19 protein-coding genes are annotated in these 23691 nt (G+C 68.6%); 4 read left to right on the top strand and 15 right to left on the bottom strand.

The genetic code is table 11. The features are described from left to right. Positions 1-267: 267 nt before the first annotated feature. The 3 genes from AB0M48_RS40305 (at position 268) to AB0M48_RS40295 (ending at position 4104) form a co-directional block, all read left to right on the top strand. On the top strand, positions 268-1008 hold the full coding sequence (locus AB0M48_RS40305) for an enoyl-CoA hydratase (protein WP_363852901.1): 741 nt from the start codon (positions 268-270) through the stop codon (positions 1006-1008). A 211-nt stretch (positions 1009-1219) separates the two neighbouring features. Beyond that, positions 1220-3058, top strand: coding sequence for a 2-oxoacid:acceptor oxidoreductase subunit alpha (locus AB0M48_RS40300; RefSeq protein WP_363852898.1), 1839 nt, complete (start codon positions 1220-1222; stop codon positions 3056-3058). Then, positions 3055-4104 (top strand): thiamine pyrophosphate-dependent enzyme, encoded by a 1050-nt coding sequence (locus tag AB0M48_RS40295; protein ID WP_363852895.1) that lies wholly within the window; start codon positions 3055-3057, stop codon positions 4102-4104. Before AB0M48_RS40300 ends, AB0M48_RS40295 begins: the two co-directional genes overlap by 4 nt. Before the next feature lie 62 nt (positions 4105-4166). Here AB0M48_RS40295 and AB0M48_RS40290 read toward each other — a convergent pair whose 3' ends face one another. Then, positions 4167-6356, bottom strand: coding sequence for a hypothetical protein (locus tag AB0M48_RS40290; protein ID WP_363852892.1), 2190 nt, complete (start codon positions 6354-6356; stop codon positions 4167-4169). A gap of 141 nt (positions 6357-6497) precedes the next feature. Here AB0M48_RS40290 and rarD point away from each other — a divergent pair, with 141 nt between their 5' ends. Further along, the gene (rarD, locus tag AB0M48_RS40285) at positions 6498-7457 is read left to right on the top strand and encodes an EamA family transporter RarD (protein WP_363852889.1); all 960 of its coding nucleotides are present in this window, start codon (positions 6498-6500) and stop codon (positions 7455-7457) included. On the opposite strand, the gene AB0M48_RS40280 is transcribed toward rarD, so the two are convergent. The 14 genes from AB0M48_RS40280 to AB0M48_RS40215 are packed head-to-tail and all read right to left on the bottom strand — an operon-like array spanning position 7454 to position 23685. Further along, positions 7454-8419, bottom strand: coding sequence for a polyprenyl synthetase family protein (locus AB0M48_RS40280; protein ID WP_363852924.1), 966 nt, complete (start codon positions 8417-8419; stop codon positions 7454-7456). The two genes, rarD and AB0M48_RS40280, sit on opposite strands and share 4 nt — an antisense overlap. A 55-nt stretch (positions 8420-8474) precedes the next feature. After that, the gene (gene nuoN / locus AB0M48_RS40275; RefSeq protein WP_363852886.1) at positions 8475-10052 is read right to left on the bottom strand and encodes an NADH-quinone oxidoreductase subunit NuoN; all 1578 of its coding nucleotides are present in this window, start codon (positions 10050-10052) and stop codon (positions 8475-8477) included. 1 nt (position 10053) lies between these two features. Further along, a complete protein-coding gene (locus AB0M48_RS40270) occupies positions 10054-11622 on the bottom strand; it encodes an NADH-quinone oxidoreductase subunit M (protein ID WP_363852884.1) in 1569 nt (522 codons plus the stop codon). Next, positions 11619-13556 (bottom strand): NADH-quinone oxidoreductase subunit L, encoded by a 1938-nt coding sequence (nuoL, locus tag AB0M48_RS40265; RefSeq protein ID WP_363852881.1) that lies wholly within the window; start codon positions 13554-13556, stop codon positions 11619-11621. The genes AB0M48_RS40270 and nuoL overlap by 4 nt, the downstream gene beginning before the upstream one ends. A 10-nt stretch (positions 13557-13566) precedes the next feature. Beyond that, positions 13567-13866: an NADH-quinone oxidoreductase subunit NuoK gene (gene nuoK, locus AB0M48_RS40260; RefSeq protein ID WP_030473209.1), complete on the bottom strand. Its 300-nt coding sequence runs from the start codon at positions 13864-13866 to the stop codon at positions 13567-13569. Continuing rightward, entirely contained in the window at positions 13863-14705 is an 843-nt protein-coding gene (locus tag AB0M48_RS40255) for an NADH-quinone oxidoreductase subunit J (protein WP_363852921.1), read from the bottom strand. Before AB0M48_RS40255 ends, nuoK begins: the two co-directional genes overlap by 4 nt. A 5-nt stretch (positions 14706-14710) precedes the next feature. Further along, the gene (gene nuoI, locus AB0M48_RS40250; protein ID WP_266043570.1) at positions 14711-15226 is read right to left on the bottom strand and encodes an NADH-quinone oxidoreductase subunit NuoI; all 516 of its coding nucleotides are present in this window, start codon (positions 15224-15226) and stop codon (positions 14711-14713) included. Between the two features lie 2 nt (positions 15227-15228). Next, entirely contained in the window at positions 15229-16524 is a 1296-nt protein-coding gene (nuoH, locus tag AB0M48_RS40245) for an NADH-quinone oxidoreductase subunit NuoH (protein WP_363852918.1), read from the bottom strand. A gap of 23 nt (positions 16525-16547) precedes the next feature. Next, positions 16548-18995, bottom strand: a complete 2448-nt coding sequence (locus AB0M48_RS40240; protein WP_363852877.1) for an NADH-quinone oxidoreductase subunit G — start codon at positions 18993-18995, stop codon at positions 16548-16550. After that, positions 18992-20272: an NADH-quinone oxidoreductase subunit NuoF gene (gene nuoF / locus AB0M48_RS40235; RefSeq protein WP_363852874.1), complete on the bottom strand. Its 1281-nt coding sequence runs from the start codon at positions 20270-20272 to the stop codon at positions 18992-18994. Before nuoF ends, AB0M48_RS40240 begins: the two co-directional genes overlap by 4 nt. Before the next feature lie 8 nt (positions 20273-20280). Further along, positions 20281-20997 (bottom strand): NADH-quinone oxidoreductase subunit NuoE, encoded by a 717-nt coding sequence (nuoE, locus tag AB0M48_RS40230; RefSeq protein WP_363852872.1) that lies wholly within the window; start codon positions 20995-20997, stop codon positions 20281-20283. Further along, a complete protein-coding gene (locus AB0M48_RS40225) occupies positions 20994-22391 on the bottom strand; it encodes an NADH-quinone oxidoreductase subunit D (protein ID WP_363852869.1) in 1398 nt (465 codons plus the stop codon). The genes nuoE and AB0M48_RS40225 overlap by 4 nt, the downstream gene beginning before the upstream one ends. After that, positions 22388-23137 (bottom strand): NADH-quinone oxidoreductase subunit C, encoded by a 750-nt coding sequence (locus tag AB0M48_RS40220; RefSeq protein WP_363852866.1) that lies wholly within the window; start codon positions 23135-23137, stop codon positions 22388-22390. The genes AB0M48_RS40225 and AB0M48_RS40220 overlap by 4 nt, the downstream gene beginning before the upstream one ends. Then, positions 23134-23685: an NADH-quinone oxidoreductase subunit B gene (locus AB0M48_RS40215; RefSeq protein WP_086666372.1), complete on the bottom strand. Its 552-nt coding sequence runs from the start codon at positions 23683-23685 to the stop codon at positions 23134-23136. The genes AB0M48_RS40220 and AB0M48_RS40215 overlap by 4 nt, the downstream gene beginning before the upstream one ends. Between the last annotated feature and the right edge of the window lie 6 nt (positions 23686-23691).

The following is a 23691-nucleotide window of genomic DNA, read 5'->3' as shown; positions in this document are numbered from 1 at the left end:
CTTCGTCTGTCGCAAGAAGAAGAATCGACCAAGGGCTTCACCCATGATCACCCGGGGTCTCACCCAGCCACTCAGAGGTTAAAACTCAAGCTAGGGCGTGTCCCGTAAGTCCGTTCGATGAGAGTCACGGTCGAGAGACCCGGAGGCGGTGCCGCCGCAATGCCCTCATACCGGGCTTATTCGGGCTTTGCGGCCGTGCCGTCTCCGGGGCCCTCGGCCGCGACTATCGCGGACGAGACTTACGGGACACGCCCTAGGGTGCGAGGCATGGCTGAGGTTCTGCTGGAGCACCACGATTCCGTCGCCGTGATCACGATCAACGATCCGGAGCGGCGCAACGCACTGACCATCGACCTGTCGCAGGAGCTCGCGGACAAGGTCGGGGAAGCGGAACGGGACGCCAACGCGCTGGTCATCACGGGCGCGCCGCCGGCGTTCTGCGCCGGCGCGGACCTCACGCAGCTCGGCAACTCCAAGGACGAGGGGCTCAAGCGGATCTACAAGGGCTTTCTCGCCGTGGCCAACGCGAAGATCCCCACGATCGCCGCGGTCAACGGGGCCGCGGTGGGCGCGGGGCTCAACCTCGCGCTGGCCGCGGACGTCCGGATCGCCGGGCCGAAGGCGCGGTTCGACGCGCGGTTCCTGCAGCTCGGCATCCACCCCGGTGGCGGCATGACGTGGATGCTGCAGAGGCTCGTCGGCCCTCAGACCGCCACGGCGATGACCTTGTTCGGGCAGATCCTCGACGCCGACCAGGCCGTTGCGCTCGGACTGGCCTACGCCAGGGCCGAAGACCCACTGTCAGTGGCGAAAGAGCTGGCGAAGGCCTCCGCCGAGGCTCCGGCTGAACTCGTCCGGACCATCAAGGCGACGATGCGGGCGACCGATGCAATGCACGACCACGCGGAAGCGGTCGCGCTCGAGCTGATCCCACAGGTCGCTTCGATCGACACTCCAGAGTTCGCTGCGAGGCTTGCCGCGATGAAGGCTCGGATCAGCGGACGGTAAGTGTTACCTTGGGTAACAGGTATCGAGGGTGACGTCTGCCGCATTCGGGTATCCGCTGGTAGTGCTGTGCTTACCGTTGAGTTAAGGACCCGTTGCGGCAGATGGGACAGTTCGTCTCGCCTGGTGGTACACGGCCCGTCTCGCAGGCGGTCCTGGCGACTACCCTCGTGGTGGGGCACGGCCACCCTTGGAGAGAGGTATCGGCGTAGGAATGAGCACTGAGACCCGCAAGCTGGATCGCGTTGTGATCCGCTTCGCCGGCGACTCCGGTGATGGCATGCAGCTCACCGGAGACCGGTTCACGTCGGAAGCGGCGGCGTTCGGCAACGACCTCGCCACGCAGCCCAACTTCCCCGCCGAGATCCGCGCACCACAGGGGACCCTGCCCGGTGTGTCGTCGTTCCAGCTGCACTTCGCCGACTACGACATCCTGACGCCCGGCGACCGTCCCGACGTTCTCGTCGCGATGAACCCGGCCGCGCTCAAGGCGAACGTCGTCGACCTGCCGGACGGCGGCATCCTCATCGTCAACACCGACGAGTTCTCGAAGCGGAACCTGACGAAGGTCGGGTACGACTCGAACCCGCTCGAGGACGACTCGCTCGAGAGGTTCCAGGTCCACAAGGTCGCCATGGCGACGCTGACCATCGGCGCCCTCGAAGAGACCGGTCTCGGCAAGAAGGACGCCGAACGCGCGAAGAACATGTTCGCGCTCGGCCTGCTGTCGTGGATGTACCACCGGCCGACCGAGGGCACGGAACGGTTCCTGCGCGAGAAGTTCGCGAAGAAGCCGGACATCGCCGAGGCCAACGTCCTGGCCTTCCGCGCCGGCTTCTACTACGGCGAGACGACCGAGGCCTTCGCCGTCACCTACGAGGTGGCGCCCGCGAAGCTCAACGTCGGCACCTACCGCCAGATCACCGGCAACACGGCGACGGCGTACGGCATCGTCGCGGCGGCCCAGCTCGCGAAGCTGCCCGTCGTGCTCGGCACGTACCCGATCACGCCGGCGTCGGACATCCTGCACGAGCTGAGCAAGCACAAGAACTTCGACATCACCACGGTGCAGGCCGAGGACGAGATCGCGGGCATCGGCATCGCCCTCGGCGCGTCCTACGGCGGGGCGATCGGCGTGACGTCGACGTCCGGCCCCGGCATCGCGCTGAAGTCCGAGACCATCGGCCTCGGCGTGATGACCGAACTGCCGCTGCTCGTGATCGACGTGCAGCGCGGTGGCCCGTCCACCGGTCTGCCGACGAAGACCGAGCAGGCCGACCTGCTGCAGGCGATGTTCGGCCGCAACGGCGAGTCGCCGGTGCCGATCGTGGCGCCGCAGTCCCCCTCGGACTGCTTCGACGCCGTGGTCGACGCGACCAGGATCGCGCTGAAGTACCGCACTCCGGTGCTGTTCCTCAGTGACGGCGCGATCGCGAACGGCTCCGAGCCGTGGCTGATCCCCGACGTCGAGACGCTGCCCGACCTCACGGTCGAGTTCGCGACGGACCCGGAGAACTTCCAGCCGTACTCCCGCGACCCGGAGACGCTGGCACGTCCGTGGGCCGTGCCCGGCACTCCTGGCCTGCAGCACCGCATCGGCGGTCTGGAGAAGCAGGACGTCACCGGCAACATCTCGTACGACCCGGAGAACCACGACAAGATGGTTCGCCTGCGCCAGGCCAAGATCGACGGCATCGAGGTGCCGGACGTCGTGGTCGAGGACCCGGACGGCAACGCGAAGGTCCTGGTCGTCGGCTGGGGTTCGTCCTACGGCCCGATCGGCGCCGCGGCACGGCGGGTCCGCAAGCTCGGCCTCCCCGTCGCGCACGCGCACCTGCGGCACCTCAACCCGTTCCCCAAGAACCTGGGTGACGTGCTGAAGTCGTACGAGAAGGTCGTCGTGCCGGAAATGAACCTGGGACAGCTGGCGTTGCTGTTGAGGGCGAAGTACCTGGTGGACGCGATCTCCTACACCAAGGTGCAGGGCCTTCCCTTCAAGGCGGAGGAGCTGCAGGACGTGCTCGCTGACGTGATCAAGGGGGTGTCGGCGTGACCTCGATCGACCTCGGAATCCCGGGACTGACCGGAGTTCCCACCACCGACGAGAAGCAGACGGCCAGGGACTACAAGTCCGACCAGGAAGTCCGCTGGTGCCCCGGCTGTGGCGACTACATCGTGCTCAACACCATGCAGTCGTTCCTGCCGTCGCTGGGTCTCAAGCGCGAGAACATCGTGTTCGTCTCGGGCATCGGGTGCTCGTCCCGCTTCCCGTACTACATGAACACGTACGGCATGCACTCCATCCACGGCCGTGCGCCGGCCATCGCCACGGGTCTCGCCGTGGCGCGGCCGGACCTGAGCGTGTGGGTGGTGACGGGTGACGGTGACGCGCTGTCCATCGGCGGCAACCACCTGATCCACACGCTGCGGCGCAACGTGAACCTCAAGATCCTGCTGTTCAACAACAGGATCTACGGCCTCACCAAGGGCCAGTACTCGCCGACCTCGGAGCCGGGCAAGGTCACCAAGTCGACGCCGATCGGCTCGGTCGACCACCCGTTCAACCCGGTGTCGCTGGCGCTGGGCGCGGAGGCCTCCTTCGTGGGCCGGGCGCTCGACTCGGACAAGGCCGGTCTCACCTCGGTGCTGCGCCAGGCGGCGGAACACCGCGGCTCGGCGCTCGTGGAGATCTACCAGAACTGCCCCATCTTCAACGACGGCGCGTTCGACGTGCTGAAGGACGCGGACGAGGCACAGCGGCGGATCATCCACGTCGTCGACGGCGAGCCGATCAGGTTCGGCCGTGAGGGCGAGTACTGCGTGGTCCGCGAGGGCTTCGGGCTCGCGGTCGCCAAGTCCGCGGACGTGGACGCGAGCGACATCGTCGTGCACGACGCGTCGGACCTGAACCTGTCGTTCGCGCTCTCGCGGCTGTCGACGCAGGACCTCACGCACACCGTCACGGGCGTGTTCCGCCGTGCGGACCGCACGACGTACGACGACGGAGTGCGCGCGCAGGTCAACGAGGCCAAGGCCACCAAGGCCGCGGACCTGAGCAAGCTGTTGCACGGCAAGGACACCTGGACCGTGGTCGGCTGACCCCGGAACAACCGAAAGGCCCCCACCGAACGCGGTGGGGGCCTTTTTGTCGCGGTGATCGATCACGGAGCCGGGCGGAACCCGGCCTTCTCCGCGTCGGCCTCGGTGCGGAACCACACGTCCGCGCGGGTGTCGCCGAAGTTCGCCGAACCCTCGCTGTAGTAACGACGGCCGGTGAGCGTGGCCTTCACCGAGAAGTCCGCGGCCGGCGCGTGACCGTCCGACTTCGGCAGCACCGAGCCGGGACCGAACGGCGAGCGCGGGTTGAAGCCCTCCGGCTGCTGGAAGCGCGTCGGCGCCGGGCCCGCGGGCGTTCCGTTCGGGCGGCCGCCGGTGGACGGCGAGTAGCCGACCGGACGGGGCCGCTGCGGGAGCGACGGCGTGGGCGGGGCCTCCTGCTTCGGCTGCTCGAACGCCGAGAACGCGGGGAAGCTCTGCTGACGCTGCGGCGTGGTGCGCCGGGCCTCGCGGATCGGCAGACCCGCCTCGGTGTGGCGCTGCGGCAGGTCGACGGGCTCCGGCTCCGGCTCCGGCGGGGCGGCGAGCAGCGGCTCGTCGCTCGGCACGAACTTCGGCACGAACGGCTGGTCGTTGCTGGTGTCCGGCAGCTTGCGGGTCTGGCCGAGGGCCGGCAACGGCTCGTCGGCGTCGAGCAGCGGCTCGAACAGCGAACGCGGCTGTTCGGCGACCGGAGCAGGCGCGGCCGGGGCGGGCGGTGCGGCGGGGGTCTCGGTCCCGTGGGAGAACGCGGCACCGACGGCGCGGACCGAACGCTCCTGGGGCTCCTCGGACTCCACCCGCGGCTCGAACGCCGAGAACGGCGCGGGCGGCGGGGCACCGGGGGTCATGAACGGCTGGGAGAACGACCCGGTGTACTCGGGCTCGACGAACTCCTCGAAGACCCGCTCGGGCTCGTGCTGCTCGTACTGCTCGTGCTGCTCGTACTGCTCGTGCTGCTCGCGCGCCGACTCCGGCTCCGGCTCGGACTCCCGCTCGGGCTCCGGCTCGGGCTCCGGCTCGGTGTGCCGCTCCTGCTCCTCGGCCAGCGTCGACTCGAAGACACCGTTGCGCACGCTCGGCGCGTCCAGGTCCACCGGTTCGACGATCGGCTCGATCAGCCCGGTCTGCTCGGCCGGGGACTCCGGCTCCACCTCGGACCGCGGCTCGGTGAACCCGTCCAGCTGGCCGGAGATCTCGTCGCGAAGGCCGGGGTACTCACCGGTGAGGTCGTTGTCCGGCCAGCTGCTCTCCTCGACGGCGATGAACGTCGTCTGCTCGGAGCGGGTGCGGGCGGGCTCGTCCTCCTGCTCGGCGGCCTCGTCGAGGTAGGTCTCGGGCTCGTCCTGCGCCCAGACCTCGCGAGGCTGGTAGATGAAGTCGTCGGACTGCTCGTCGACCTCCGGGCCCGCGGTCGGTACGCGGGCCGGCGCGCCGGGCTCGGCGACCAGGGGCACGTGCGACGTCTGCTCGGACGGGAGCTCGGGCTCCTCGTCGAAGTCCGCGGCCTCCAGCCCGGACTGCGACAGGACCGTGGTCTGCTCGGCCGGCGTCTCGGCGGGGACCTCCCCCGGCCCGAGTCGCTCGAACAGCGAGCGCGGGCGGTCGTCCTCGGCGTCGGCGCGTGCCTTCTGCTCGGCCAGCTGCTCCTCGAAGCGGCGCTGCGCCTCTTCGGGCTCGAGGTACTGGCGGACCTGGGCGGCCGGCTCCTCCTCCGCCTCGGGCTGGGCCTCGAAGGTGGTCGTCTCGAACGACTGCTGCTCGAACGACTCCCGTTCGGACGACTCCCGCTCAGACGACTCCCGCTCGAACGACTCCTGCTCGTACGGCGTGTGCTCGTACGGGGCCTGCTCGTGGGACTCCTGCTCGTGAGACGCCTGCTCGGGCTCCTCGACCACCGGAAGCGGCGGAACGTGGAGCGGCGGCGGAGCGGGAGCCGGCACGGGCTCGCCGAAGTAGGCGGGCGGCTCCTGGTACGGCGCGGGAGCGGGAGGCAGTGCCGGCACGGCCGTGGGCGGCGTCAGCACCTCGTCGCTCAGCGACCGCGGCGGCGGCGCGTCCCACTCGTCGACCACGAAGTCGTCGACGGTGGTGGACGCCGCAACCGGTGCGGCGCTCCGGCGCGCGTCGAGAAGTTGATCATCCAGGTCGGCAATCTGCTTGCGTGCGGGGCGCACCATCACCAACCAGGTGAGCAGTACTCCCGCAACGAAGGACAGCAGGCTCCACAGCCAGACCTGCCCGAAGATGTTCACGGGTAAGCCCCTTCTACGACCACACCGACCACTCACTCGGAAGGGTGAGCACGGCCAAACTACAGTGCCTTCGATGATGCTCCGTCACTACGCCGTTCAGCGCAAATAACGGGCGGAAAGCCCAGCGTAGAGTGGGATTTTGTGCCCCCTCTGACAACCTCGGCCACCACTTCGCCAGAAGTTCACACCCAGGGGCGAGGGCTCACGTACGGCGCACTCGCCTACGTCCTCTGGGGCTTGTTCCCGGCGTACTGGCCACTCCTCGTACCCGCCCAGCCGATCGAGGTGCTCGCACACCGGATCGTCTGGTCGTTCGTCACGCTCGCCATCGTCGTCATGATCCTCCGACGGTGGCGGCCTTTCCTCGAACTATCAGGAAAAGGCTGGCTGATCGTTACCGCAGCGGCCGCGTTGATCACGGTGAACTGGGGCACCTACATCTACGCGGTCAACAGCCACCACGTCGTGGAAGCGGCGCTCGGCTACTTCATCACGCCACTGGTGAGCGTGGCGCTCGGAATGATCTTCCTGAAGGAACGCGTGCGGTTGCCGCAGACCGTAGCGATCGCTGTGGTGATCGTCGCTGTGATCGTCCTCACCGTCGACTACGGCAGGCTGCCGATCATCTCGCTGATCCTGGCCTGCTCGTTCGGCGTCTACGGGCTGCTGAAGAAGAAGGTGCCGCTGGACGCCATCACGAGCCTCACCGCGGAGAGCATCGTGATCGTCCCGTTCGCGCTGGTCTACCTGCTGGTCCTCGGCAGCGCGAACACCTTCACCACCGAAGGCACCGGCCACACGCTGCTGATCCTGAGCACCGGCATCGTCACGGCGATCCCGCTGGTGCTGTTCGGCGCGGGCGCGCAACGGATTCCGCTGATCACGATGGGCATGCTGCAGTACCTCGCTCCGGTGCTGCAGTTCGCCTGGGGCGTGTTCGTCGTGCACGAACCGATGCCGGCCAGCAGGCGGATCGGGTTCGCCCTGGTGTGGCTGGCCCTGGCGATCTTCACGTTCGACGCGCTGAAGAACCGCACGCGGGGACCTTTCGTACTCCATGACGGTACGAAAGGTCCCCGCGTGCGGTCAGCGAGCAGTTAGCGGGAGCGCTCCACTACGTAGGTGGCGAGCTCTTCCAGGGCGTTGCGCGCGGCGCACTCGGGCAGCTTGCCCAGCTCCGTGCGGGCCCGGTCCGCGTAGTCGTCGAGGATCTCGCGGGCCTTGTCCATGCCGGAGGACTTGCGCAGCAGGCCGAGGGCCTCGTCCACCAGCTCGTCCTCGGTGATCGGTCCGGCCAGCAGCTCGGCCAGGCGCGTCTCGGACGGATCGGCCAGCGCGTAGAGCATCGGCAGCGTCTTCACGCCTTCGCGCAGGTCGGTGCCCGGGGTCTTGCCCGACTCGACGGACGGTGACGCGATGTCGATCACGTCGTCGGAGATCTGGAACGCCGCCCCGATCACCTCGGCGTAGCGGCGCAGCGCGTCGGTCTGCTCCTCGGTCGCGTCGGAGAACATGCCGCCGAACCTGGCCGCGGTGGCGATCAGGACGCCGGTCTTCTCCTCGATCACCTTGAGGTAGTGGGAGATCGCGTCCTCGCCGGGCTTCGGGCCGACGGTCTCGCGCATCTGTCCGGTCACCAGGACCGAGAAGGTCTCCGCGATGATCCGCGCCGCGTCCGTACCCAGATCGGCGGTCAGCCGGGACGCGTGGGCGAAGAGGAAGTCGCCCGTCAGGATCGCGATGCTGTTGTCCCACTTGACGTTCGCGGAGACCGCTCCGCGCCGCATGGTCGCCTCGTCCATGACGTCGTCGTGGTAGAGCGTCGCGAGGTGGGTGAGCTCGACCACAGCGGCCGCCGTGATGACCTTTTCCCGGTCCCAGTCGGCGCCGAACTGCGATGCGAGCAGTGTGAAGAGCGGGCGGATGCGCTTCCCGCCCGCCTCCACAAGGTGAAGCGAGGTTTCCGTGACCGGGTGGAACTCGCTCTGCACGACGTCGTGCAGGATGCGCTCCACCTCGGCCAGGCCTTCCTGGACTACCTCGGTGAGCACGGGGTCCACCAACGCGAACCCCGGTCCCTCATGCTCGCTACTGGTCACACCAGCAGACTACGTACACCTAGCTGAGGAAGGAGCCGGTACCCGCCCAATCGAGCACGAAGGTGGGCCACAAACCGAGCACCAAGGTCACCACCGCGCCCAACGTGATCGCGATCGTGGTGAACGCGCCGGGCACCGTCACGGTCGGGCCGTCCGGAGCCGGGTCGCTGAAGTACATCAGCACGATCACCCGCAGGTAGAAGAACGCCGCGACGGCCGAGGCCACCAGGGCGATCACCACGAGCGGCGTCAGGCCGGCTTCGATCGCCGCGCTGAACACGACGAACTTGCCGATGAAGCCGGACGTCAGCGGAATGCCGGCCAGGGCCAGCAACAGGAACGTGAAGGTGGCCGCCACGATCGGCGACCGCTTCGCGAGACCCGCCCATTGCGACAGGTGCGTCGCCTCGCCGTCGGAGTTGCGGACCAGCGACACGATGCCGAACGCGGCGATCGTGGTGAAGCCGTACGCCAGCAGGTAGAACATGGTCGCGCTCACGCCCGGTGCGCCGCCTTCCGGCGTCAGGGCGATGGAGCCGATCAGCAGGAAGCCCGCGTGCGCCACCGAGGAGTACGCGATCATGCGCTTCACGTCGGTCTGGGTGAGGCCGAGGATCGCGCCGATCACCATCGAGACGACCGCGACGCCGTAGAGCACGCCACGCCATTCCCACTGCGTGTTCTCGAACGCCACCGTGAGCACGCGCAGGATGCCGCCGAAGGCAGCGACCTTGGTGCACGCGGCCATGAACGCCGTCACCGGCGTCGGCGCGCCCTGGTACACGTCCGGGGTCCAGGCGTGGAACGGACCGACGGCGGCCTTGAACAGCAGGCCCACCACCAGCAGGCCGAAGCCCGCGAACAGCAGCGTGTCGGAACGGTCCGTGCCGCCGGCGGCGGTCGCGATGGCCGAGAGCTTCACCGAACCCGCGTAGCCGTACAGCAGGGCCACGCCGTAGAGGAAGAACGCGGACGCGAAAGCGCCGAGCAGGAAGTACTTCACGGCCGCTTCCTGCGAGAGCAGGCGACGGCGGCGAGCCAGACCGCACAGCAGGTACAGCGGCAGGGACAGGACTTCCAGCGCGATGAACATCGTCAGCAGGTCGTTCGCCGCGACGAACGTCATCATGCCGCCGAGCGCGAACAGCGTGAGCGGGAAGACCTCGGTCTGCATGCCGGTCTTCGTCGCCTGCGCGCGGTCCTGCACGGTGCCGGGACGGATCGCGGCCTGCGCCACGAACGCGCCACCCGGCTCCACCGAGCGATCGGCGATCAGCAGCACCGAACCGAAGCCCAGCACCAGCAACGTGGCCCACAGGAACAGCGACGGCGAGTCGACCGCGATCGCCCCCGCCAGCGTCGCCACGCCCTGCTCGGGACGCTCCGACGTCGCGTAGAGGATCAGCGAGCCGACGGCACCGACCAGGGTCAGGAGCGTGAGCACGAGCTGCACGGCCCACCGCTGGTGCTTGGGCAGCAACGCTTCCAGCAGCACGCTGATGCACGCCGCACCGAGCACGATCAGCAGCGGCGCGATGGCGCCGTAATGGATCTCCGGCGCCTCGATCTGTTGCGCCTGAGCGACGAGAAGGTTCACGTCACTTGCCTTCCTGCACGGTGACCGGGTCGGTCACGCCGACCTCGGTCAGCGTCGCCCCCACAGTCGGGGTGATGACGTCGAGCACCGGCTGCGGGTAGAACCCGAGCGCCAGCACGATGACAACGAGCGGTGCCAGCACGGCGATCTCGCGCTTGGTGAGGTCGCCGATGGTGGTCTTCTTCTCCGGATCGCCGACGGCACCCGGACCGGCGGCCGCGGCCACGAGCGCGTCGCCGCGCAGCGGGCCGGTCATGATCCGCTGGTAGAGCCACAGCACGTAGAGCGCCGCGAGCACCATGCCGACCGTCGCGATGATCGTGAACACCGGCTGGGTCGGGAACGAGCCGATCAGCACCAGGAACTCCGAGACGAACGAGTTCGTGCCCGGCAGCGACAGCGTGGTGAGACCCGCCAGCAGCAGCATGCCCGCCAGCAGCGGGGCCACCTTCGACATGCCGCCGTAGTCGGCGATCAGCGACGAACCACCGCGCGCGATCACCATGCCGACCACCAGGATCAGCATGCCGGTCGAGATCGAGTGGTTGAGCATGTACGACACCGAGCCCACGCCCGCCTGCGACGTGAACGAGAAGATGCCGAGCGCGATGAAGCCGAAGTGGGCGATCGAGACGTAGGCCAGGAACCGCTTCATGTCGCGCTGACCCGTGGCGAGCAGCGATCCGTAGAGGACACCGGCCACCGCGAGCACGAGCACGAACGGCGCCAGGTTCTTCGACGCCTCCGGGAACATCGGCAGCAGGTAGCGCAGCATGCCGAACGTGCCGACCTTGTCCAGGATGCCGACGACGATCACCGTGACGCCGATGGGCGCCTCGGCCGCGGCGTCGGGCAGCCAGGTGTGGAACGGCACGAGCGGCGCCTTGATCGCGAATGCCAGGAAGAAGCCGAGGAACAGCCAGGTCTGCGTCGTCGAGTCGGCGTCGCGGACCACGGTCACCAGGGTCGCCCAGTCGAACGTGCCCTTGCCCAGCTCGTCCGACGCCATCGCGTAGGCGCCGATCGCGGAGGCCAGCATGATCAGGCCGCCGAGGAACGAGTACAGGAAGAACTTGACCGCCGCGTACTGCCTGCGCGCGCCGCCGTAGCCGCCGATCAGGAAGTACATCGGGATCAGCATGACTTCGAAGAGCACGTAGAACAGGAAGACGTCGGTGGCGGCGAACACCGCGACCGTCACGGCCTCCTGGATGAGGATCAGCGAGAGGTACCCGCCCTGCGAACGGCCGGCGGGCAGCTTCTCCGTCCAGCCGGCACCGATCACCAGCGGGATCAGCAGCGCGATGACCGCGATCATCACCAGCGCGATGCCGTCGATGCCGAACTGCAGCCGCACGCCGAACGCCGGGATCCAGTCCACGCCGCTGGCGAGCTGGATGCGGTCGCCGTCCGGGTCGTAGGCGAACCACAGCAGACCGGCGAGCACGAGCTCGACGAGCGAGAACGCCAGCGCGACGAGCTTGGCCTTCTTGTCGTCCTTGCGCAGGAACGCCACCACCAGCGCGCCGACCAGCGGCACCACCAGCAGTGCGATCAGAACCCAGGTCACGAGAACCTCACCACCAGGAGCGCTCCGAGCACGAAGATCGAGCCCAGCAGCATGGACAGTGCGTAGGAGCGGACGAACCCGGTCTGCAGCCTGCGCAACCGGCCGGAGCTACCGCCGAGCAGCGCCGCGGTCCCGTTGACCAGACCGTCGACGCCCTTCAGGTCGAGGAACACCAGCGCGCGGGTGAGCCAGGTGCCCGGCCGCGCGAAGAGGGCCTCGTTCAGTGCGTTGCCGTAGAGGTCCGCACGGGCCGCGCGCACCGGCCAGGCCACCCGCGCCGGCCGCTCGACCGGCTGCTTGCGGCGGCCGAAGAGCAGGAACGCGAGTCCGGCGCCGAGCAGCGCGAGCACGACGGTCAGGATGCCGACCATGCCGTGCGAGATCACGCCGTGCTCTTCCTTGAGCTCGCCCAGCGAGGGCTCCAGCCAGCCGGCCAGACGTCCGCCGGAGGAGAGGAACCAGCCACCGGCGACCGAGCCGACCGCGAGGATGATCATCGGGATGGTCATCGTCAGCGGGGACTCGTGCGGGTGGTACTCGCGGCCGTCCTCGGACTTCAGTTCCTTCCAGCGGGGCTTGCCCAGGAAGACGAGGATCAGCAGGCGCGTCATGTAGAACGCGGTCAGCGCGGCACCGAGCAGCGCGACCCCGCCGAAGACGTACGGGCGCCAGCCCTCCCCGGTGAACGCCGCCGCGATGATGGCGTCCTTCGAGAAGTAACCCGCGAACGGCGGGATGCCGATCAGCGCGAGGTAGCCGAGCGTCCAGGTGACGAAGGTGATCGGCAGGAACTTGTAGAGCCCGCCCATCCGGCGGATGTTGCCCTCGTCGTTCATGCCGTGCATGACCGAACCGGCACCGAGGAAGAGCCCGGCCTTGAAGAAGCCGTGCGTCAGCAGGTGCATGATGCCCAGCGCGTACCCGATCGGGCCGAGGCCCACCGCGAGGATCATGTAACCGATCTGCGAGACCGTCGAGTACGCCAGGACCTTCTTGAAGTCGTCGTAGGCGCAACCGATGATGCAGCCGATCAGCAGCGTGACCGCACCGATGATCATGACGACCAGGCGGCCGTCCTCGCTCAGGTTGTAGAGCGGGTTGGAGCGGGCGATCAGGTAGACGCCCGCGGTGACCATCGTCGCCGCGTGGATCAGGGCGGACACCGGGGTCGGGCCGGCCATCGCGTCCGGCAACCAGGCCTGGAGCGGGAACTGACCGGACTTGCCGCAGGCACCCAGGAGCAGCAGCAGCGTGATGGCGAGGACCTCGGCCGAGGAGAACTCGCTGACGCGGCTGAAGACCTCGGTGTACTGCGTCGTCCCGAGCCGGTTGAACATCAGGAAGATCGCGATCGCGAGGCCCAGGTCACCGACGCGGTTCATCAGGAAGGCCTTCTTGGCCGCCGATGCCGCTTCCGGCTTGTACTGGTACCAGCCGATCAGCAGGTACGAGGCGAGACCGACGCCCTCCCAGCCGAAGTACAGGGTCACGAAGCCGTTGCCCAGCACCAGCAGGAGCATCGCCGAGACGAAGAGGTTGAGGTAGGCGAAGAACTTCCGCCTGCCTTCCTCGTGCGCCATGTAGCCGATCGAGTAGATGTGGATCAGCGAGCCCACACCGGTGATCAGCAGCACGAACGTCAGCGACAGCGGGTCGATCCGCAGTCCGAACGCGACGGTCAGCGCGTTGACGTCGATCCAGTTGAACAGGTGCAGGTTCTGCACCCGCTCCTCGGGGTTCGAGACGCCGAGCGTGGAGAAGAACAACGCGAGCGCGTAGCCGAACGACGCCAGCAGCGTGGCGCTGCCGAGCAGGTGGCCCCACTTGTCGGCGCGCCTGCCACTGACCAACAGCACCGCCGCACCGAACGCGGGCAGCGCGAGCAACAACCAGGCGAAGCTCGCGACCCCGCTGGCGACAACAGGTTCCGTCACCGGTGACCCCTCAGTACTTCAGCAGGTTCGAGTCGTCGACCGAGGCCGAGCGACGCGTCCGGAAGATGGACATGATGATCGCGAGGCCGACGACGACCTCCGCCGCGGCGACGACCATCACGAAGAACGCCATCACCTGACCGTCGAGCGAGCCGTTGATGCGCGCGAACGTCACGAGGCTCAGGTTGACCGCGTTGAGCATGAGCTCGACGCACATGAAGACCACGATGGCGTTGCGGCGCACCAGGACGCCGACGGCGCCGATGCTGAACAGCAGTGCCGACAGCAGCAGGTAGTACGTGGGAGTCACGACTCACTTCCCTTGAGCGCGTGCGCGTCGGCCACGTGCCCGGTGCCGGCCACGTCGGCGACGTCGTCCGAGAGCGTGGACTTGTCGGTCGCCTCGATGACCTCGAACAGCGACTCCTCCGCCACGGTGCCGTCGGGCAGCAGTGCGGGGGTGGCCACCGAGTTGGCGGTGGCGAAGACGCCGGGGCCGGGCAGCGAGCCGACCCGCGTGCCGTCCTGGAAGCGCTCCTCGACGAGTTCCTTCTGCGTCTTCTTGGCGGGCTTCCCGTCGCGGCCGACGAACGCCAGGATCATCGCGCCGAGCGCGGCGGTGATCAGCAGCGCCGACGTGAGCTCGAACGCGAACAGGTAGTCCGTGAAGAGCTTCTGGCCGATGTTGCCGACGTTGCCGCCGTTGGTGGTGTTCGCCTCGGCCAGACCGCGGGGCTGGACCGAGGTCAGCGCGCGGCCGACGGAGCCGACCAGGATCACGGCGAACCCGATGCCGAGCAACGCGGCCGCGAGGCGCTGGCCCCGGATCACCTCGACGACGGAGTCCGAACTGTCCCGACCGACCATCATCAGCACGAACAGGAACAGCATCATGATCGCGCCGGTGTAGACGATGATCTGCACGAAGCCGAGGAACGGCGCCTGCTGGACCATGTACAGCACACCGAGGCTGAGCATCGTCACGACGAGCCACAGGGCGGAGTGCACCGCGTTGCGCGCGAAGAGCATGCCGAGCGCTCCGGCCAGCGCGAGCGGGCCGAGCACCCAGAACGTGATCGCCTCGCCCGTGGTGACGGTGTCGACCACGCGCTGCACCGGTTCGGGCTGCTGCTGCGCGAGGAAGGTCAGGAGGCTCACTGCCCGGCCTCCTTCGCGAGCTGCGGGCCGTTCACGTAGTAGTCGTTCTCGTTGTTGCCCAGCCGCATCGGGTGCGGCGGCTGCTCCATGCCGGGCAGCAGCGGAGCGAGCAGGTCTTCCTTGGTGAAGATCAGGTCCTGCCGGTTGTCGTCGGCGAGCTCGTACTCGTTCGTCATCGTGAGCGAACGGGTCGGGCACGCCTCGATGCACAGGCCGCAGCCGATGCACCGCAGGTAGTTGATCTGGTAGTCCATGCCGTAGCGCTCACCGGGCGAGTAACGCGCGTCCTCGGTGTTGTCGCCACCCTCGACGAAGATCGCGTCCGCCGGGCAGGCCCACGCGCACAGCTCGCAGCCGACGCACTTCTCCAGCCCGTCCGGGTGCCGGTTCAGCTGGTGACGGCCGTGGAACCGCGGCGCGGTCACCTTCTTGACCTCGGGGTACTCCTCCGTCACCACCTTCTTGAACATGGTGCCGAAGGTGACTCCGAAGCCTTTCAGGGACTCGAACATCCCTACTCAGCCTCCTTACCGGTGGTGACGGCTGCCTTGTCCGCGGGGATGTTGGCGACCTTGACCTTGCGCTTGGGCGCGGCCTTGGGAACGACGAGGTCGAGCGGCGGCACGGGGAAGCCGGAACCCGCGAGCGGAACGCCCTTGGTGTCCTGGACCTTCTTGTCCGGCAGCAGGAACGAGACCAGCAGCACGAGGCCGACGATCACGCCCAGCGCGATGAGCCGCTGCGCCGTGGAGAGCTGCTGGATCGCGCCGGTGCGGATGACCGCGACGGCCATGATCCAGATGAGGCTGGTCGGGACCAGCACCTTCCAGCCCAGGCGCATGAACTGGTCGTAGCGCATGCGGGGAAGCGTGCCGCGCAGCCAGATGAAGATGAACAGGAAGCCCAGCGTCTTGATGATGAACCAGAGCAGGCCCCACCAGCCGGTGTTCATGAACTCGCCGCTCCACGGGGCGTGGTAGCCGCCGAGGAAGAGCGTGGTCGCGAGCGCCGAGACGGTGACCATGTTGACGTACTCGGCGAGGAAGAACAGCGCGAACTTCAGCGAGCTGTACTCCGTGTGGAAACCACCGACGAGCTCCGACTCGGCCTCGGGGAGGTCGAACGGGGCGCGGTTGGTCTCGCCGACCATCGACACGACGTAGATCGCGAAGCTGGGGAAGAGCAGCAGACCGAACCAGCCGGGCGCGAACCCGAGCACGGTGGTCGCCTGCGCGCCGACGATGTCACCGGTCGACATCGAGCCGGTGAACATGATCACCGCGACGATCGACAGGCCCATCGCGATCTCGTAGGAGATCACCTGCGCGGCCGACCGCAGCGCGCCGAGCAGCGGGTACGGCGAGCCGGAGGCCCAGCCGGACAGCACGATGCCGTAGACGCCGATCGAGGAGCAGGCCAGCACCACGAGCACGCCGACCGGGAGGTCGACGAGCTGCAGCGCGGTCTGCTCGCCGAACAGGTTGACCTCACCCGCGAGCGGGATCACCGAGAACGCGAGGAACGCGGGGATGCAGGAGATCACCGGCGCGAGGAAGAACACCCACTTGTCCGCGAGGACGGGGCGGATGTCCTCCTTGAACGCGAGCTTCAGACCGTCCGCGAGCGACTGCAGCCAGCCGTTCGGGCCGACCCGGTTGGGGCCGGGACGGTGCTGCATCCGCGCGACGACCTTGCGCTCCCAGTTGATCATGAACAGGGTCATGACCACGAGGAACGCGAAGATCGCGACGACCTTGACCAGGATGAGCCAGACCGGGTCGTCCGCGAGGAGCTTGGCGGTCTCACCGATCTCCGCCGCGTGGAAGTGCTGGGTCATGACGTTCCTCCGCTGACGGAGACGATCGAGCCGTGGCCCGCGCCGAGAGTGGCCCGGACGGTCACGTCACCCGAGTTGGTGGGCAGCCAGATGACGCCCTCGGGCAGGTCGTCGGTCTCGACCGGGAGCGTGATCGCGCCACGCTCGGTGGAGACCGTCACGTACCCGCCGGACTCGAGGCCGAACTGCTGGGCGGTGGTCTCCGCGATCTTCGCGACGACCGGGCGGGCCGTGCCGGCGAGGTGCGGCTCGTCCACCTGCAGCGAGCCGTTGCCGATCAGGCGGTGCCACGTGGCGAGCACGGCCTTGCCGGGACCGGCCGGGGACACCAGCGGCGCGGCGACGTTGAGCGAGGAACCGCTCGGCGTGCCCTCGCCCAGGCGTGCCAGGTCGGCGGCCGAGGCGGCGGGCGTCTGCGTGAACAGGTCCGCGTCCATCTCCACCGCGAGGGTGTCGAGCACGCGGCAGTCCGGCAGGGCGCTGGTGCCGTCGAGGGTCGTGCCGAACTCGCGGCGGCGGCCCTCCCAGTTGAGGTAGCTGCCGGACTTCTCGACCGCCGGGGCGATCGGGAGCACGACGTCCGCGTGCGCGGTGACCGCGCTCGGCCGCAACTCCAGGCTCACGATGAAACCGGCCGCCGCCAGCGCCTTCTCCGCGAGCCGCGGGTCCGGCAGGTCGAACGGGTCGACGCCGCCGATCAGCAGACCGGACAGCTCGCCGTTCGCGGCGGCTTCGAGGATGCCCGTGGTGTCGCGGCCGGGCGTCGCGGGCAGCGAGCCCTCCTCGACACCCCAGGTGCGCTCGACCTCGGTGCGCGCGGCGGCGTTCGCGACGTGGCGGCCGCCGGGCAGCAGGTTCGGCGTGGCACCGACCGCGAGCGCGCCGCGCTCACCGGCACGGCGGGGAATCCACGCGACCTGGGCGCCCGTGCGCTCGGCCAGGCGGGCGACCGCGGTGAACGCGCCGGGGATGGCGGCGGCGCGTTCGCCGACCAGGATCACCGCACCGGGCTTGGACAGCAGCTCGACGACGTCGGAAGCGTGCTCCGGCAACGCGTTGATGGCGTTCGCCTCGGCACCGGGCACGCAGGCGAGCAGCGTGCCGAACGTCTTCTCCACGGCCGGGGTCGTGAACTGGCCGAGGTGGAAGACCTTCGTGGCGCCGTTGCGAGCGGCCTTGCGCAGGCGCAGGAAGACGATCGGCGCTTCCTCCTCGGGCTCGAACGCGACCAGCAACGCGGCCGGTGCCTTCTCGATGCCCTGGAAGGTGACGCCGTTGTCCGGGTTCGTGAACACCGTGGTACCGGACAGGAACTCCAGCTCCTCGGCGCTGTGCGGCCGGGCGCGGAAGTCGATGTCGTTGGTGTGCAACGCGATCCGGGCGAACTTCGAGTACGCGTAGGCGTCCTCGACGGTCAGCCGGCCACCGGTGAGGACACCGACGCCGTGCGCGTCCCGTGCCGCCGCCAGACCGGCCGCCGCGACCTGCAGCGCCTCGGTCCAGGACGACTCGCGCAGCTCGCCGCTCTCCTTGTCGCGCACCAGCGGCCGCTTGATGCGGTCGTCGGCGGTGGCGTAGCGGAAGGCGAACCGGCCCTTGTCGCAGATCCACTCCTCGTTGACCTGCGGGTCGTCGCCGGCGAGCTTGCGCTGCACCTTGCCGCGCCGCCAGTCGGTGCGCTCGGCACAACCGGAGGAGCAGTGCTCGCAGATGCTCGGCGTCGACACGAGGTCGAACGGCCGGGCGCGGAAGCGGTAGGCCGCCGACGTGAGAGCGCCGACCGGGCAGATCTGGATGGTGTTGCCGGAGAAGTACGACTGGAACGGCTTCTCCGGCGCCGTGCCGATCTGCTGCAGCGCACCGCGCTCCAGCAGCTCGATGAACGGGTCGCCGGCGATCTGCGCGGAGAACCGGGTGCAGCGCTGGCAGAGCACGCAGCGCTCGCGGTCGAGCAGCACCTGCGTCGAGATGTTGATCGGCTTCGGGAACGTCCGCTTGTGCTCGTGGAAGCGGGAGTCGCTGCGGCCGTGGGCGATCGCCTGGTTCTGCAGCGGGCACTCACCGCCCTTGTCGCAGATCGGGCAGTCCAGCGGGTGGTTGATGAGCAGCAGCTCCATCACACCCTGCTGGGCCTTGTCCGCGACCGGCGAGGTCAGCTGGGTCTTCACGACCATGCCGTCCGCGACCGTCATCGTGCAGGAGGCCTGCGGCTTCGGCATCGGCCGGCCGCCCATCTCGACCTCGACGAGGCACTGGCGGCAGGCGCCCGCGGGCTCCAGCAGCGGGTGGTCGCAGAAGCGCGGGATGACCGTGCCGAGGCGCTCGGCCGTGCGGATCAGCAGCTCACCCTTGGGCGCGACGACCTCGACGCCGTCGATGACGAGCTTCACGTGCCCTTCGGGGACGACGAGCTCGGCGGTGGGCTTGTCAGGCGCGATGGTCATGCGTTCGCTCCAGCCAGGACCTTGGAGTTCTGGTCGCACAGCGCCAGGAACTCGTCCTTGAAGTACTTGATGCCACTGGTGATCGGGCTGACAGCACCGTCACCGAGCGCGCAGAACGAGCGGCCGAGGATGTTGTCGCAGACGTCGAGCAACGTGTCGATGTCGCTCGCCGTCCCGTTGCCGGCCACCATCCGCTGCAGGATCTGCACGAGCCAGTACGTGCCCTCGCGGCACGGCGTGCACTTGCCGCACGACTCGTGCTTGTAGAACTCCGTCCACTTCATGACGGCCCACGGCACGGACACGGTCTCGTTGAAGATCTGCAGGGCGGTGGTGCCCAGCATGGAGCCGGCCTCGGCGGCACCTTCGAAGTCCAGCGGCACGTCGAGGTGCTCCGCGGTGAACAGCGGGGTGGACGAGCCGCCCGGCGTCCAGAACTTCAGCGGGATGCCGTCCTTCATGCCGCCGGCCATGTCCAGCAGCTGCCGGAGCGTGGTGCCCATCGGCGCCTCGTACTGGCCGGGCCGCGTGACGTGGCCGGACAGCGAGTAGATCTTCGGACCGGGCGACCGGTCGCGACCCATCTCGCGGAACCAGTCGGCGCCACCGTTGACGATGAAGGGGACCGACGCGATGGTCTCCACGTTGTTCACGACGGTGGGCGACGCGTAGAGGCCCGAGGTCGCGGGGAACGGCGGCTTGAGCCGCGGCTGACCGCGGCGGCCCTCCAGCGAGTCGAGCAGCGCGGTCTCCTCGCCGCAGATGTACGCGCCGGCGCCGGCGTGGATCACGACGTCGAGGTCGAACCCGCTGCCGAGGATGTTCTTGCCCAGGTAGCCCTTGGCGTACGCCTCGCGCACCGCCGCGTTGAGGCGGCGGATGCAGTGCAGGACCTCACCGCGGACGTAGATCGCCGCGAAGTTCGCGCGGATCGCGTACGACGTGATGATCACGCCCTCGATCAGCGAGTGCGGGTCCGCCATCATCAGCGGGATGTCCTTGCAGGTGCCGGGCTCACCCTCGTCGGCGTTGATGACGAGGTAGTGCGGCTTGCCGTCGCCCTGCGGGATGAAGCCCCACTTCATGCCGGTGGGGAACCCCGCGCCGCCGCGGCCGCGCAGTCCGGAGTCCTTGCACTGCTGGATGAGCTGGTCCGGGTGGGCCTTCAGCGCCTTGGGCAGGGCGGTGTAGCCACCGGTGCGCTCGTAGGTCTCGATGGTCCAGGACTTGGGCTCGGTCCAGCGCTTGGTGAGAACAGGAGTCAGCGGGTCAACCATTGTTTTCCCTACTTCTTTTCCGGCAGGGCGGGGAACTCGGCGTTGGACGGCGTGTTCGGCGCGTCCCAGCCGCGTTCCTTGGCGATCTGCGCACCGGCCAGCGTCTCCGGCGCCGCCGACGGGCCGTCGAGGTCGGCGTCGCGACCCTCGAAGAACCCGGCGAGCTGGAGCTCGGCCTGCTTGAAGTCGGTGAGCGGGGCACCGCGCGTCGGGGCGGGCTTCTCCCCCGACTGCAACGCCTTCACGAGTCCCAGGGCCTTGTCCGGCGTCTGGTTGTCGTAGAACTCGTAGTTCACCTGGAGCACCGGGCCGAGGTCGCACGCGGCGAGGCACTCGGCGTGCTCCAGCGTGATCGAGCCCGGCGTGCCCGGCTCGCCCGCGGTCTCCTCGTGGCCCACGCCGAGGTGGCTCTTGAGCGTCGAGTAGATCTCGTCGCCGCCGAGCGCCGCGCACAGCGTGTTCGTGCACACGCTGACGAGGTGCTCACCGCAGGGACGGCGCTTGTACATCGTGTAGAACGTCGCGACCGCGCTGACCTCGGCCTCGCTCAGGTCGAGCTGCCCGGCGCAGAACCGGATGCCGTCCTGGGAGACGTAGCCCTCGACCGACTGCACGAGGTGCAGCATCGGGAGCAGCGCGCTGCGGGCCTGCGGGTAGCGGGCGATGATCGCCTGCGCCCTGTCCACAGTCGACTGGTCGAAAGCGGTTTCCTGTGCCTGAGTCATCGGTCGCAACCACCCATCACGGGGTCGATCGAGGCGACGGACGCGATGACGTCGGCGACCATGCCGCCCTCGCACATCGCGGGCATCGACTGGAGGTTCACGAAGCTTGGTTCGCGCAGGTGCACGCGCATCGGCCTGGTGCCGCCGTCGGAGACCACGTGGTAGCCCAGCTCGCCGCGCGGCGACTCGACCGGCACGTACACCTGGCCCGGCGGAACCTTGAAGCCCTCGGTCACCAGCTTGAAGTGGTGGATCAGGGACTCCATGGACTGGCCCATGATCTTGCGGACGTGCTCGAGCGAGTTGCCCATGCCGTCGCTGCCGATCGTGAGCTGCGCCGGCCACGCGATCTTCGCGTCCTCGACCATCACCGGACCGGTGGGCAGGGTCTTCACGACCTGCTTGATGATCCGCAGCGACTGGTGCATCTCCTCCAGGCGCAGCAGGTACCGCGCGAAGCAGTCCGCCGCGTTCGAGGTCGGCACTTCGAACTGGTAGTTCTCGTAGCCGCTGTACGGCTCGATCTTGCGCAGGTCCCAGGCGAGGCCGGCGGAGCGCAGGATCGGGCCGGTGATGCCGAGCGCGAGGCACGCGTCGACGGGCAGGTAACCCACGCCCGCGAGGCGGTTGCGCCAGATCGGCTGACCGGTGAGCAGCTTGTCGTAGTCCGGCAGCCGCTTTTCCATGATCTTGACGAAGCCGGTGATCTTCTCGACCGCGTCGGCCGGGAGGTCCTGCGCGAGGCCGCCGGGACGGATGAACGCGTGGTTCATCCGCAGGCCGGTGAGGTGCTCCAGCAGGTGCAGGGCCTCTTCGCGCTCGCGGAAGCCGGAGGTCATGCCGGTGAGGGCACCGAGCTCCATGCCGCCGGTGGCGAGCGCGACGAGGTGCGAGCTGATGCGGTTGATCTCCATCAGCAGCACGCGGATCGCCTGCGCCTTGTCCGGCACCGTGACGCCGAGCAGCTTCTCGACGGCCATGCAGTACGCGGCTTCGTGGTGCAGCGGCGCGAGGTAGTCCGTGCGCGTCACGAACGTGACGCCCTGGACCCAGTTCCGGTACTCGACGTTCTTCTCGATACCGGTGTGCAAGTAGCCGATCACGCTGCGGGCGTGGGTGACCGTCTCGCCCTCGAGCTCCAGGACCAGGCGGAGCACGCCGTGGGTCGAGGGGTGCTGCGGGCCGAGGTTCATGACGATGCGCTCGTCGTGGACCGCGTCCGCGAGCACCTCGTCCCAGTCGCCGCCGGTCACCGTGTAGACGGTGCCCTCGGTGGTCTTCCGGGAGTCCGCGATCTCGGGAGTCTCGGTGCGGGTGTTGACGTCGTCCGTGCTGTCGCTGCCGGTCGCGCTGGTGTTCGTCCCGGTGGTGACGTCGGAAAGCCGCTCGGTCATGAGTAGGACCGCCTCTGGTCCGGCGGAGGAATCTCCGCGCCCTTGTACTCCACCGGGATGCCGCCCAGCGGGTAGTCCTTGCGCTGGGGGTGTCCGTCCCAGTCGTCCGGCATGAGGATGCGGGTCAGTCCGGGGTGACCGTCGTAGACGATCCCGAACATGTCCCAGGTCTCGCGCTCCTGCCAGTCCGCCGTCGGGTAGACCCCGACGAGACTCGGCACGTGCGGGTGCTCGACGTCGACGGCGACTTCCAGCCGGATGCGGCGGCGGTACGTCATCGACGTGAGGTGCGTGACCGAGTGCAGGCGCTGCGGCACGTCGGCGCCGTAGTCCACACCGGACACCGAGCTGCAGAGCTCGAAGCGCAGCGACGGGGTGTCGCGGCAGATGCGCGCCACCTCCAGCAGCGTCTCCGGCCGGAGGTAGAAGGTGATCTCGCCGCGGTCGACCGTCACCTGCTGCACCGTGTCGGCGGGCAGGCCCTTCTCCGCGATCGAGGCGAACAGCTCGTCCGCGACCTCGTCGAACCAGCCGCCGAACGGGCGCTCGGACGGAGCGGCCACGTGGGCGGGCAGGCGCAGGCCACCGAAGCCGGACGTGTCACCGGAGCCGGTGACACCGAAGAGGCCCTGGCGCTCCTTGCCCGCGAGGATCGGCGCTTTCGCCTTCGCCTCGTCCGGGTTGGTCTTCTCGAGATCCTCTCCCGCGCGGTTGACGCTGGAGTGCTCTCCCCCTGGCTCGGTCACTTCTTCCTCGCAAAACGCTCGGAGGACGGGATGAGATCGGTGCGGTAGCCCGAGTCGGCGAGTGCCTTGGCGCGCACGGCGTTCAGCGGCTCGTCCATGATCTTGGCGTGGATCTTGAGGATCGCGTCCATCAGCATCTCCGGCCGCGGCGGGCAGCCCGGCAGGTACATGTCGACGGGCACGACGTGGTCGACGCCCTGCACCACCGCGTAGTTGTTGAACATGCCGCCAGTGCTGGCGCACACGCCCATGGCCAGCACCCAGCGCGGCTCGGGCATCTGGTCGTAGATCTGCCGCAGCACCGGCGCCATCTTGTTGGTGACGCGGCCGGCCACGATCATCAGGTCCGCCTGGCGCGGTGAGGCCCGGAAGACCTCCATGCCGAAGCGGGCCAGGTCGTACCGCGGACCACCCGTCGTCATCATCTCGATGGCGCAGCAGGCCAGGCCGAAGGTGGCAGGCCAGAGCGAGGACTTGCGGGTCCAGTTGACCAGCTTCTCGACGCTGACCAGCAGGATGCCGTTCGGGAGCTTCTCCTCGAGACCCATGACTTC

It is taken from the genome of Lentzea sp. NPDC051208, from assembly GCF_040682435.1.
GTDB classification, from domain to species: Bacteria; Actinomycetota; Actinomycetes; order Mycobacteriales; family Pseudonocardiaceae; genus Lentzea; species Lentzea kristufekii.
Note: the sequence above shows the minus strand (reverse complement) of the source record. Positions and strands in the feature narration are given on the sequence as shown.

What these genes read in the sequence shown, in the direction of transcription:
- nuoE (WP_363852872.1), bottom strand. Translation starts at nt 20,997, where the DNA reads ATGACTCAGGCACAGGAAACCGCTTTCGACCAGTCGACTGTGGACAGG.
- AB0M48_RS40300 (WP_363852898.1), top strand. Translation starts at nt 1,220, where the DNA reads ATGAGCACTGAGACCCGCAAGCTGGATCGCGTTGTGATCCGCTTCGCC.
- nuoI (WP_266043570.1), bottom strand. Translation starts at nt 15,226, where the DNA reads ATGTTCGAGTCCCTGAAAGGCTTCGGAGTCACCTTCGGCACCATGTTC.
- AB0M48_RS40215 (WP_086666372.1), bottom strand. Translation starts at nt 23,685, where the DNA reads ATGGGTCTCGAGGAGAAGCTCCCGAACGGCATCCTGCTGGTCAGCGTC.
- AB0M48_RS40305 (WP_363852901.1), top strand. Translation starts at nt 268, where the DNA reads ATGGCTGAGGTTCTGCTGGAGCACCACGATTCCGTCGCCGTGATCACG.
- AB0M48_RS40240 (WP_363852877.1), bottom strand. Translation starts at nt 18,995, where the DNA reads ATGACCATCGCGCCTGACAAGCCCACCGCCGAGCTCGTCGTCCCCGAA.
- AB0M48_RS40225 (WP_363852869.1), bottom strand. Translation starts at nt 22,391, where the DNA reads ATGACCGAGCGGCTTTCCGACGTCACCACCGGGACGAACACCAGCGCG.
- nuoF (WP_363852874.1), bottom strand. Translation starts at nt 20,272, where the DNA reads ATGGTTGACCCGCTGACTCCTGTTCTCACCAAGCGCTGGACCGAGCCC.